This window comes from Vibrio sp. N418 (genome assembly GCF_000222565.1).
Classification (GTDB): domain Bacteria; phylum Pseudomonadota; class Gammaproteobacteria; order Enterobacterales; family Vibrionaceae; genus Vibrio; species Vibrio scophthalmi.
The window spans coordinates 173,295-185,733 of record NZ_AFWD01000045.1; the positions used below are offsets into that span (position 1 = coordinate 173,295).

At 45.3% G+C, this 12,439-nt stretch carries 9 protein-coding genes; 5 read left to right on the forward strand and 4 right to left on the reverse strand.

Going from position 1 to position 12,439, the window contains the following annotated elements; all coding sequences use genetic code 11:
- Window positions 1-1,134: an N-acetylglucosamine-6-phosphate deacetylase gene (gene nagA, locus RH86_RS09265; RefSeq protein ID WP_009733770.1), complete on the forward strand. Its 1,134-nt coding sequence runs from the start codon at window positions 1-3 to the stop codon at window positions 1,132-1,134.
- A 106-nt stretch (window positions 1,135-1,240) separates the two neighbouring features.
- Here the strand turns inward: nagA and RH86_RS09270 are convergent, their stop codons facing one another.
- Window positions 1,241-2,041, reverse strand: coding sequence for an aminoglycoside 6-adenylyltransferase (locus tag RH86_RS09270; protein ID WP_009733771.1), 801 nt, complete (start codon window positions 2,039-2,041; stop codon window positions 1,241-1,243).
- A gap of 431 nt (window positions 2,042-2,472) precedes the next feature.
- Here RH86_RS09270 and RH86_RS09275 point away from each other — a divergent pair, with 431 nt between their 5' ends.
- Window positions 2,473-3,351 (forward strand): hypothetical protein, encoded by an 879-nt coding sequence (locus RH86_RS09275; protein WP_009733772.1) that lies wholly within the window; start codon window positions 2,473-2,475, stop codon window positions 3,349-3,351.
- Window positions 3,352-3,665: 314 nt separating this feature from the next.
- On the opposite strand, the gene RH86_RS09280 is transcribed toward RH86_RS09275, so the two are convergent.
- Window positions 3,666-5,243 carry a phosphodiester glycosidase family protein gene (locus RH86_RS09280; protein ID WP_009733773.1) on the reverse strand — a complete coding sequence of 526 codons (1,578 nt, stop codon included), beginning with the start codon at window positions 5,241-5,243 and terminating at the stop codon, window positions 3,666-3,668.
- Between the two features lie 333 nt (window positions 5,244-5,576).
- Here RH86_RS09280 and RH86_RS09285 point away from each other — a divergent pair, with 333 nt between their 5' ends.
- Window positions 5,577-5,951, forward strand: coding sequence for a NirD/YgiW/YdeI family stress tolerance protein (locus RH86_RS09285; RefSeq protein WP_005595664.1), 375 nt, complete (start codon window positions 5,577-5,579; stop codon window positions 5,949-5,951).
- A gap of 81 nt (window positions 5,952-6,032) precedes the next feature.
- Here the strand turns inward: RH86_RS09285 and RH86_RS09290 are convergent, their stop codons facing one another.
- The gene (locus tag RH86_RS09290) at window positions 6,033-7,463 is read right to left on the reverse strand and encodes a catalase (RefSeq protein ID WP_009733774.1); all 1,431 of its coding nucleotides are present in this window, start codon (window positions 7,461-7,463) and stop codon (window positions 6,033-6,035) included.
- Between the two features lie 626 nt (window positions 7,464-8,089).
- Here RH86_RS09290 and RH86_RS09295 point away from each other — a divergent pair.
- Both RH86_RS09295 and RH86_RS09300 read left to right on the forward strand, forming a co-directional pair.
- Window positions 8,090-9,253 carry an amino acid permease gene (locus RH86_RS09295; protein ID WP_009733775.1) on the forward strand — a complete coding sequence of 388 codons (1,164 nt, stop codon included), beginning with the start codon at window positions 8,090-8,092 and terminating at the stop codon, window positions 9,251-9,253.
- A gap of 228 nt (window positions 9,254-9,481) precedes the next feature.
- The gene (locus tag RH86_RS09300) at window positions 9,482-10,645 is read left to right on the forward strand and encodes an amino acid permease (protein WP_009733776.1); all 1,164 of its coding nucleotides are present in this window, start codon (window positions 9,482-9,484) and stop codon (window positions 10,643-10,645) included.
- A gap of 325 nt (window positions 10,646-10,970) precedes the next feature.
- On the opposite strand, the gene RH86_RS09310 is transcribed toward RH86_RS09300, so the two are convergent.
- On the reverse strand, window positions 10,971-12,386 hold the full coding sequence (locus tag RH86_RS09310; RefSeq protein ID WP_009733778.1) for an alginate export family protein: 1,416 nt from the start codon (window positions 12,384-12,386) through the stop codon (window positions 10,971-10,973).
- Between the last annotated feature and the right edge of the window lie 53 nt (window positions 12,387-12,439).

Below are 12,439 nucleotides of genomic sequence, written 5' to 3' on the forward strand. Positions count from 1 at the left end.
ATGGGAATGAAAGCCATTTCTGCTGCACGTCTTTTTGATGGAACTCATTACCATCACGATGCCGCACTCATTTGGAATAACGATGTGATTGAAGCGATCCTTCCGATTGCCGAATTACCTAGCGACATTGAGCATCAACATTATGCTGATGCCTTAATTGCACCAGGCTTTATTGATTTACAAGTTAACGGTGGCGGCGATGTGATGTTCAACAGCGACATCAGCGCCAGCGCGATTGATACCATTTGCCGCGCACACCGCAAACATGGCACAGCGTACCTATTGCCAACGCTGATCAGCTCTACCCCGCAAGACATTAGCCAAGCATTAACCGCCACCGAACAAGCAATTGAAGCGCATGTGCCGGGCGTGATTGGCGTGCATCTTGAAGGCCCGTGGTTAAGCAAAGAGAAAAAAGGCGCGCATAACGCCGAGCTATTTTACTCTCCTACCATCAACGATCTCGCTGATTTTCCTTGGCCAAAACAGGCCAAAGTATTGGTCACCGCGGCAGTGGAGAACATGAGTGATGAAACGCTCGATTGGCTACAGCAACAAGGTGTAACCCTCTCTTGCGGCCATAGTAATGCCACCGCCGCACAATTAACCCCACGTAAATTAAGCCGCATTGACGGCTTTACGCACCTTTTCAATGCCATGTCGGCGTTTGAGGGGCGCGAACCCGGTGCCATTGGCACGGCACTGCACACCGACCATGCTTGGTGTTCAATCATTACCGACGGTATTCATGTACACCCAAGCAATGTCATGCTGGCGCAAAAAGTAAAACCTGCGGGTAAGCTGTTGATCGTCACCGACGCGATGGCAACGCTGGGCAGCGAAACCAACCGTTTTGAACTGGATGGGCAAATTATCGAAGTGATCGATAATAAACTGGTCAACAGCGAAGGTCGCTTAGCGGGCGCACACATCGGTATGGATGAATCGGTCGCCAATGTGATTGCATGGGGTGTAGAGGAAGCAGAAGCGCTGAGAATGGCTTCGACCTACCCTGCACAAGCGATGAACCTAACTCAACTAGGCCAGCTAAAACCGGGCTACCGTGCCGCAGCAACGGTACTCTCTAACGATTACCAATCACAAGCCGTATTGGTGGATGGTCAGTTGTTGTAAGCCGATTTTGTTTTGGTGAATATGGAAAGGCGCTCATGATGAACGCCTTTTTTGACTCGTTTTAAATCACCGTATGTCAATAATTGAGCTAAATTGACGGCTCGATTTAGACGTTCGCTTGAAACTGTTCAATAAAATAGTTCGTACAAACCTGCTGAGCCTGCTGATTAAATGCAACCTCTTGCAGAGTTCTAAGCTCAAGATAGATCTTAATACACTGTGTCATCGCCTTAATCAATGACTGACGTTCTGGTAATGCCACCGTTTTAGACAACTGCTGAGCAAACTCAGGTAAACGCTTTTCTATTGTTCTCACCCCTGATGGAGTCATTCCAGCTTGTTGTAGCGCAAGCGGTGAAAGGACGTTTTGGCGAAGGAATGAGATAAATTCCAGCGCTTCAAAATACTCTCCGCGTGCGATCTTGGTTGCTGCATAGTGAACCCAAATCCAAAACCTGTCTTCCACCCACTGTAATTCAGGGCAAGGATATTGTGGTTTAGCCTTTGAAAAAATATCAGTCAATACCCCCTCTCTCTCCCACAAAACTTTTGTGTCATCGACTCTTATTGCAGCATCTGGTAGAGACACAAATTTGAAGTCCACATGGACAGCATTCGGCTCAAAAAGAGAAATAATAAGCCTTGGTTCGCCAACATGTTCACCAGTAAAGGCGGCAACATTCCCCTCTACCAATTGGATCAACTCAAATCGATGGGCCATTACCTCAGTAAAGCTCTCAGGCTCGATGGCGATAACAAGGTCTAAGTCGCTGTATTGGTCCATGGAATCTGAAGCATAGGAGCCACTAGCACCGATGCCACACACTCGGGGATCTTGAGAAAATACATCAATAATTTGCTGTAAAAGAACTTGATGAGAATGAGGAAGAGATTGAGGATATTTCATATTTTACCTATTTAGAAAATGGTTGACGATCGCAACTGCTGGTGCGGTAAAATTTACGCAGCATTACAGAATCTCTAAAAACCACCCCAAAAGCAATATCTAAAACACTCTAATTTCTGAGATCATCCCGCAAAGTAATAAAGGGCTTAAAGGGACAGACACCCTAAAACACCCTCACCACCATTATTTTAATAACGTCTGTCCTGTGTATATCCTACGAGGACACACACTCTAAAGTAACCAAAGTATGGTTTGCTGATAACCTCGTGGTAAGTTCGAGCATTGAGTCTTGCCGCTCTCTTTCTGCCTTTTATTCTTGAGAGATTAAACACCACCCGAGAACAATAATGACGACAGCCAGAAGACAACAGATATCCGTCGATGCAACGCCTTATTATCACTGCGTTTCTCGCTGCGTTAGGCGCAGTTTATTGTGTGGTATTGACCCGTTAACAAAGCAAAACTTTGAGCATCGCCGCGAGTGGATCAAAAACAAAATATATGCACTCTCGCAAGTCTACTGCATCGATATTTGTGCTTATGCGATTATGAGCAACCACTATCATCTGGTCGTGCATATCAATCGAGACAAGGCTGCAGCTCTTTCTGACCATGAAGTGGTCGAGCGCTGGCAGCGAGAGCACAAACTTCCAAGTATTGTTTCACGCTGGTTATTGGGGCAATTAACCACTAAGGCGGAAACAGAAGCTTGTCTGTTAATCATTGACTCTTGGCGCTCTCGCTTATGGAGTCTTAGCTGGTTTATGAAAGAGCTCAATTTTGATATTGCTTGCCAAGCCAATAGAGAAGAAGATTGTAAGGGGCATTTTTGGGAAAGCCGCTTTAAAAGTCAGGCATTACTCGATGAACAAGCACTCGCTGCGGCGATGGCTTATGTCGATTTAAACCCATTGAGAGCGGGCATTGCCAAAACGCCAGAAACCTCAGAATTCACTTCGATACAAGCCAGATTGAAAGCATTAAACCATCAACAAGAAACCGCTCCTTGCTTACACCCATTTATCGGCAATCCCACTAATGAAAAACTCGATGGTATTCCCTTTCGACTGATGGATTATCTTGAACTGGTGGATTGGAGTGCGCGCCAATTTCGAGAGGGAAAAGCTTATTTAGGGGCAGGCGTGCCGCCGATACTACAACGGCTCAACCTAAACCAGCGCACTTGGCTCAAAGTCTGCACTGAACTAGAGCGTCATCGTAGTACCGCCGTCGGTTGTCTCTGCACTGTCGAGCTAGCCAGAAGTCACTTAAATAAAAAACGGATACATCTGTTTCGCTTAGATGGTTGAATATCGCCGATTTACTCTCTTCATAACACTGCCAATCCAACGAATAACCACCTTCGTTTATTTCCGTTCGCGCCAACCCAACTCTATTTAACCAATATTGTATTTTTCCACCAGATAAACGCCAAATGAACAATGCATTTTTAGAGTAGCGACAACCTTGAGGCTGCTCGACATATCAGTTTTATAGCGTCTGTCCTTTGTAGTTGTGCTTTGTAGTTGGGGTGTGTGTCCTTATATTAGGGTTAAATTAATCTATCGGCCAAAAACCGAAAAAAGCGCCCGAAGGCGCTTAGTGCTTGATACTTTAATCACGCTTAGCGCGTAAAAATAATCGCGTCAGAAACTTCCCTTTCGCTGGCGTCAGAAGAAGAGCCAGTGCGCTTGCCGTCGATCACCATCATCGAGGAGCCGCCACCATCAAGGTTGATGGCATTCTTCGTGCCAAGGGCTTCCATCACCGCCGCCACATCAGTAATGCTTGCGCCTTCTGTTACCGTTGGCGCACGGCCATACACCACCGCGGCGTATAAAACGTTATTGTCTGTTACGCCTAATGCGGTACGCGGATGACGGCGCAATACCCAACCGTTGTAAAACCCTTCACGGTTTTCCATCGCACCGCTCACACCCAGGCCATCATCATCTTGAGAACCTGCGTGATCGCCCGTTGATGGATAAGGGTTAAAACCTTGCGTGTTGCGAGAGGCAATATCGATGGCGAAATTAGTGACAAGACTAGGGCCTGCGTTGAGCATGGACACGCCTTTACGTAACTCAACCTCTTCACCATCAACCACCACTTTGCTTGCAAGCGTGAGGTTATCACCAAGTTTGACATCCAGCTTTGAATCACCGGTCAGTTGTACGTAGCTAAAATCTGCGTTAATCACGCTGCCGCGCTTTGCTGACACCTCAACCACCTTACCGTTGGCGTCAATCACGATCTCTTGGCCTTCCCCTTGCGGGGTTTGCGCAGCATAGGCCGAGTTGTAAACGATGATTTCGCTGTCGTCAGTACAGACGAAGTCATGTATCGCTTCAGTGGAAGGCGTATCATCAAGCCCACCACAGTTGAGGATCACGCCCGGCTTGCGGTTAATACCATCGATACGAACCGTATTTCCGTTAATGTTAAGCAGTACTTCTGTGGTCACTGAATTACCAATCGACACTTTAGAGTGTTTTCCTGAGTTATCAATGATCAGAACAGGTCGCTGGTTCGCCGCTTCTCGCAGCAATTGACCATCTTTCACGTACAAGCCCGCCGGTGCACCCATATCACCCACTTGATCGTTAAAGGCAAAGAAACCGCCATTGATCGCTGCCAGCGCTTGATTACGCTCCGCCATGCTTGATACGGTTTCTGCTGTGGTGATTTTATCGTTGGCAAGAATACTCTCCACTTTACCTTGATATTGGTTTAGATCGACACGCAACAGGCTAATATCAAACGGCCCTTTGGTGTCGTAACCATCTTGCGCTGAGAATCTTAGAGAGAAGTTCAGGCCATGCTCTTTCAGTACTCTGGCTTGCTTTTCCGCTTCACCCGACGACTCAAATCCTCTTATGCGAAGAATTTTGCCCATTTCCTGCCTATTGGGCGCGGCTTCTGGCGCGGTTTCTAGCTTGTAGGTTAGTTTGAGATCATCCAATTTTGCTGAGTAATCTTTGATGGTCTGCTCGTTCAAAATGCCACTAGAGAGCAGGTAGGCTTCTTCTTGCGACGTGCCACGTTGGATCTGGTAGTAATCGACACCTTTAACCAATGACTGATGCTCGACTGATTGTGGTAGCTCACCACCACCAATCGCTAAATCTGGTACATTCCACTGCGCAGCGTAAGAGCCAAATGCAACACTAGAAACGAGCATTGCTAGAATGGTTTTTTTCATTATTTTATCTCTTTTATTTCACGGATAAAAATAAGTGTATAAGCGCTTGGTTTTACTGTCTGTGAGAATAACCACACGCTTTTTGTCTCACATTTTCAAAGTGTGAAACTCTCCCCTATTTTCAGAAATAACAATAGCGTGATCCCCTATTGCAATGGGGTAACAAGAAACAAGAGCCCCCAACGAAGGCCAAAAATGAGCTATGTCGATTGGCTCAGTTCGATTAATTCCAACTTAGTGAAAAATAACCAAAGATAACAAAATTATTCATCTTCCATTCAGCTAGCGGGCGTTACATTAGCGTCAGTCTCAACACACAGTGGAAAAATAATAATGAAAACCAAATTACTAATAACAACACTTGCTCTTGCTGCTTCAACTTCCGTTTTCGCTCAAGGTTTTAACGGCCCACAAAAAGCATCAGGCTTTAATGGTCCAACTCAAGGTATTTCAACTGTTCAACAGGTGCTAGATGCGGGTATGTTCAGCGATGATATGCCGGTTACGCTAACGGGTAATATCAAAGCCTCACTCGGCGGCGAGATGTATATCTTCACTGATAAAACGGGCGAAATCACGGTTGAAATCGACCACGACAAGTGGTTAAACCAAACCGCAACCCCTGAAACAAAAGTGCAGCTAATCGGCGAGATTGATAAGAACATGTCAGGCACTAAAGTTGATGTGGATGCGTTAAGAGTTCTATAAGTCATTCCCTCACGACAAACTTAAAAAGAAAAAGGCGCTCAAAGCGCCTTTTTTGATAATTACTGATTAGGTTTATAGCCTTTACATACCAAGTGCTTTTTTCAAGCCTTCACCGTAAGCTTGATCGGCTTGGTAAGCGTGGTCAATGTGGCGCTGCTTGATGAACTCAGGCACACCATCCATTGCACGAGCGGTGTTATCAAACAACACTTGTTGCTGATCGGCATTCATTAAACGGAACAGGTCACCCGCTTGGCTAAAGTAATCTTCATCGACACGGTGATCGTAGTTAGCGCCTTGGCCATTAATACGCAGCGGCGGCTCAGAGAAGTCAGGCTGTTCTGCCCACTCCTGCTGTGAGTTTGGCTCGTAGCCGATTGTTGAACCAAAGTTACTATCAACACGCATTGCACCGTCACGGTGGTAGCTGTGTACTGGGCAACGAGGCGCATTCACTGGGATTTGGTGGTGGTTAACCCCTAAACGGTAGCGCTGAGCATCACCGTAAGCAAACAAGCGGCCTTGCAGCATTTTATCTGGCGAGAAGCCAATCCCCGGAACGACAGCAGCTGGGTTAAACGCTGACTGTTCAACTTCTGCGTAGAAGTTTTCAGGGTTACGGTTTAGCTCGAATTCACCCACCGGGATCAATGGGTAATCTTTTTGTGACCATACACGAGTCAAATCAAATGGGTTGAAGCTCACTTCATCCGCTTCTAGCTCAGGCATGATCTGTACGTACATTTTCCATTTAGGGAAATCTTGGCCTTCAATCGCTTCATACAAATCACGGTGGTGGCTTTCACGATCTTTACCACAGATGCTCTCTGCTTCTTGATCAGTAATATTTTTAATGCCTTGCTGAGTTTTAAAGTGGAATTTAACCCAGTAGCGCTCATTATTCGCATTGATGAAGCTAAAGGTGTGACTACCAAAACCATGCATATGACGGTAAGAAGCAGGAATACCACGATCACTCATCACGATGGTCACTTGGTGGAAAGCTTCTGGCAGTGATGTCCAAAAATCCCAGTTGTTGGTCGCGCTGCGCATGTTGGTGCGCGGATCACGCTTAACCGCGTGGTTTAAATCTGGGAATTTTAGCGGATCACGCAAGAAGAAAACCGGCGTGTTGTTACCAACCAAATCCCAGTTACCTTCTTCGGTATAGAATTTTAGTGCGAAGCCGCGAATATCACGCTCCGCATCTGCCGCGCCGCGCTCACCTGCAACCGTGGTAAAACGTGCAAACATCTCGGTTTCTTTGCCGATTTCAGAGAAGATTTTCGCACGGCTGTATTGGCTAATATCGTGAGTAACCGTAAAGGTGCCATAAGCGCCAGAACCTTTGGCGTGCATACGACGCTCAGGGATCACTTCACGATCAAAGTGAGCTAGTTTTTCCAAAAACCAAACATCTTGTAGCAATTGTGGACCACGAGGACCTGCGGTCATTACATTTTGGTTGTGGGCAACCGGACAACCAGCAGCAGTGGTTAATTTCTTACTCATCGTATCTTCCTTCCAGAGATGAATTAGGGATGTTGTTATTGGCGTTGGCCTTGTTTCTGCTATGAAGAGTAATCCTGAAAGTCATTTATTAAAAAACGCTTGTACTTATTAATTCAATAGGTTTTAGCGATGATTTAAACAATTGTGAATACGTGTTACCTATTAAGTAATATCGTATTGATTAGACCTCGGTAAAATGCAGAAAAGATTCAGTGATTAAATCGATGCATAGCAATCAAACCATAAAACGAAATGAGGGCCACTTTTGTGCTCTATGGAATGAATTTACTCACTCATCCCACAAACTCCTTATCCGTGACGATAAAAAATTCAAATCACAACAAACGTACGAAGAAATTTACCCTATGATTTTTTCCTTCTTGCCAAGCTATTTTTGGTGAAAAAAACAACTACACGGATTTATTTCAACTGGTCAGAGCGCCATTTTCTTGCTTAATAAACCATCAAAAGCTCGATATTTCGGGGGTTTCAAGCTTGTTTAGAATATTTATTCCACAAGATAGAAAATTTCTATGCGGTTTTTACTGATTTATTTGTTAGTCTTGGCAAATAAATTTTACACGTTGTTCTGAAATTATTTTCAGTAGGGGTCTTTTCTTTTGAATATGAAACTGTTTGGCAGTTCCTTAATCTTATCAGGAACTGCATTAGGCGCAGGAATGTTGGCAATCCCAATGGTATTGGCGCAATTTGGCTTTTTTGTCAGCGCAGCTTTGATGATCGTCATTTTCCTAGGCACCACATACTCAGCCCTACTGCTGGCTGAAGCATGCACCAAAACCCAAGAAAGCACAGGCATGAGCAGCATTGCTTATTTCACACTGGGTCGTAACGGTAAGCACTTCATCAACATTTTGTTCTACCTCTTACTGGCTTGCTTACTGATCGCTTACATCATCGGTATTGGTGACTTGCTGCACAGCATGCTGCTTGAAATTGGTTTCAACGTATCACCAGTCGTTGGTTACACCCTATTTAGCTTAGTGATGGGCTTGGTGGTGGTTGCTGGTAAGTCGTACATCGACAAGCTAAACCGTGGCCTATTTATCCTGATGATAGTGATGCTATTTGTGGTAATTTTCTCTTTGATGAATAACATTCAATGGGAATACCTCAGCCAAGAGAGCCACTTCACCACCAGCGATGTGGTGCAATACAGTGCAGTTATCTTCACCAGTTTCGCTTCGATGGTGGTGATTCCGTCATTGGTTAGCTACAACCACGATGCATCAGAAAAGCAAATCCGCAACATGGTCTTACTTGGCTCGGTTATCCCACTGGTGTGCTACCTAATTTGGCTATTTGCCGTCATTGGTAACTTAGGGGTGGAAGCGGTCAGTCAGTTTGAAAATATTTCTCAGTTAATTGCAGCCTTCGGTGGTGAAGCAAAACTACTTAAAGGCGTGGTGGCGATCTTCTCCGCTTTAGCACTGATCACCTCATACCTGGGCGTATCCATGGCACTGTATGACCAAAACAAAGACGCCATCACCAACAACACGCCTGCCGCTTATGGTTTAACGTTTGTTTTCCCTCTAGTACTGGCTACGCTGTTCTCTAACCAGTTTGTTAGCATGCTTGACTATGCGGGTATGGTGCTCGTCTTCCTCGCAATTTGGGGGCCGTTAGCCATGGTAGTCAAAGTCCGCCAACCAAATTTTTCCCACGCAAAATTTGAGCAAACCTACACCGCTGGCGGTGGTCAACCTGCGCTTGCTGCCACCTTCATCTTTGGTGCGTTGATTTTTGTTTCATGGTTTATGGGCTAACGTCATAACCACTGCGCAGATTGCTGCTGCGTACTGATTGTTCATTAAAATCAAACACTAGGCTAGCCGACCTTGGCTGGCCTTTTTTGATCTTCCCGCTGCCATTTTTAGAAAACTTTATAAATAAAACTAAATCCTTGAAGGGCTAAAGCGCTTTCTTTGCTAGGCTCGCTCGTCTCTTGTTACACGTCTCATAATAGATTTTAGGTAAGGTGTTTAGTTTTGAATATGAAGTTGTTTGGCAGTTCGTTGATTTTATCAGGAACCGCATTAGGGGCGGGAATGCTGGCCATTCCGATGGTATTAGCACAATTTGGCTTTTACGTCAGTGCTCTCCTAATGCTGGTGATTTTCCTCGGTACAACCTACTCTGCCCTGCTTCTCGCCGAGACATGCACTAAAACCAAAGACAACACTGGGATGAGCAGCATTGCGTACTTAACCTTAGGCTACAAAGGCAAGCACTTTATTAATGCGCTGTTCTACCTTTTACTGGTGTGCATGATGATCGCCTACCTAATTGGTATTGGTGATTTAGTGCATAACTTCTTGCTCGATTTAGGCATGGATGTTCCACCCGCTGTCGGTTATACCCTCTTTAGCTTGCTGACCGGTTTCGTCGTTGTCGCCGGTAAATCCCATGTCGATAAGCTTAATCGTGGACTATTTATCTTAATGGTCGCGATGCTACTCTTGGTGATTGGTTCACTGTTGAGCAATATCCACCTGAGTAATTTGAGCCAAGAAAGCGCCTTTAGTACTCGGGATGTGGTGAAATACAGCGCGGTTATCTTTACCAGTTTTGCCTCAATGGTGGTGATCCCATCATTGGTGATTTATAACCATGAAGCGAGCGACAAACAGATCCGCAATATGATTTTGCTCGGTTCGGTGATCCCACTGCTGTGCTACCTCATTTGGCTGTTTGCCATCATTGGTAACCTCGGTGTAGAAGCAGTCAGCCAGTTTGATAACATCTCACAGTTGATCGCCGCTTTTGGTGCAGAAGCGGGCATGTTAAAAGGGGTAATCGCTCTCTTCTCTGCCCTCGCCCTGATTACCTCTTATCTTGGTGTATCGATGGCATTGTATGACCAAAACAAAGATGCCATCACCAAAGGTAATACAGAAGCATACGGTCTCACTTTTATTCTGCCTTTGGTGCTAGCGACTCTTTTCTCGAACCAATTTGTCAGTATGTTGGATTATGCTGGCATGGTATTGGTGTTCTTAGCGATCTGGGGGCCATTAGCAATGGTTAAGCAGGTACGTAAACCTCACTTCGAACATGCCAAGCTTGATCATACTTACACTGCTGCTGGTGGACAGCCAGCTCTCGTGGCAACGTTTCTCTTTGGCGCGCTGATTTTTGTCTCGTGGTTTATGGGCTAAATGCCCCAAACCAAAAGCATCGTTGGAGAGCTTATTGGCTCTTTTTTATTCGATCGTTTTAATACCAATAACATCAAAGATAAAAAAAGCCCAGTGAAATCACTGGGCAAACGTCTTAAACCACGGCTTTTGAACACACGGGTTTTAAACGACAGATTTGAACTTGGAAAAAACCAAGTAATAGGACGGACTAAATTGAAAACCCTAGTTTAGCGAGACAAAGACCTGCCTATCATTACACGTCTTCACTCGCTATTTTGGGGGGATAAACACTGACCTTAGGAGAGAAAGCCAGTATTTGTTACAACATTTTCTAGGACTAAAACTAGAAGTTGTAAATCAATGCCAGTTCAATACGAGCAATGTCTTTACTATCTGGGCTGACTACGTCATCAGTGTAGTCACTTGCCAGAGCGTAGTAGGTATTTACTTCGCTCTTCAAGTTCGGCGTTAGATAGTTGTGGAATTGCAAGTAGAACTGGGTGTAAGCGTATTTCTCATCTGAGTCTGCGCCATACAATACATCTTGGTTCAAGGTGTAGATTGCATCTTCGGTGTTGGCACGCCAAGTCGACATAAAGCCAGTAATAATGCTCTGTTTTGGCTTGTACTCAATCACAGAGTAGCCACCAAATTGCATCGCGTTACCATAAGCACCATCGTGGGCGAAACCGAGCGGGTCTCCGGTCCACAATGGGTTAAAGGTGTTTACTTTATCGCTGTTCTTATCAGAACCTGACGCGTAATGCAGGTTAATACCCACACGGTAGTTCCAATCCGTTTTCCAGTTGTAGTTTAGGTCAGCGTAAGCCATATATGCTGAGATATCTTTACCGGCTTGATCACCAAACTGGTAGATACCATCAACCATGTACCCAAAGCCTTCGCTAACGAAATCGTGCGCATGTAAGCCCAGCACTTGGATGTCTACGTCACCATGAGGCGCATTAACAAAGCTTGAGTTAGTGAGCTCATTGCTCATCACGTAAGCTTGCATGGCGCCAAAGCTTGTACGCCAGTTGGCAAATAAGCCGGTCGATTTTTTACCGTTGGTTTTATCGTCCCAGTTACCACTCCAATCTTTGTCACCACGAACAGGGAAGATTTCTTCACCGTAGTACGCATCAAAATTGATGCCTGCGACTTTGTACTTAGCTGAAATTGCATTCCAACTGTTTTGTACTGGCGTCGGTTCACGGTTCATCATTTGCCATTCGTTAAGGTAGATCTCTTGGCGACCAAGGCGCGTACTCAGGAACTGCTCACCATCGTCGAGCAGCTTGAATTCAGCAAACAGTTGATGGAAGTCCGTACCAGCATCATCAACTGGGCCTGGGCTATCTAAGTTGGTGTAGTTGGTTCGGATCTCACCATATAGGCGCATCCAATCTTGGTAGGTCACATCGGTAGCAAACTGCAAACGTGAACGGAATTCATTATGTTTGCGCACTTCAGGATCGTACATATGGTTCCAACGGTTATCGAAAGAGGCCTTCACGTTACCCGAGAAAGAAACCTTCCAGTCACCGTCTTCTGAGATATCTAAACGCTTTAATTTCTCAGAGAAGCTTTTGTCATCTTCGGCAATATTATCTACGTATGACCAGTCTTCATTGGCACGGTCGCCCCAGAAAACAATTGGGCTACGCTCAGGCCATGTTGGGGTTGTGTCTGCCGCATGTAGAACACCAGAAACACAGACTGCAAGCAATGATAATGAACACTTTGTAATGGTTTTCATGATTCAATTTTCCATATTTAGGGTACAGAGATCCCGTCCTGTGACTTAACGTC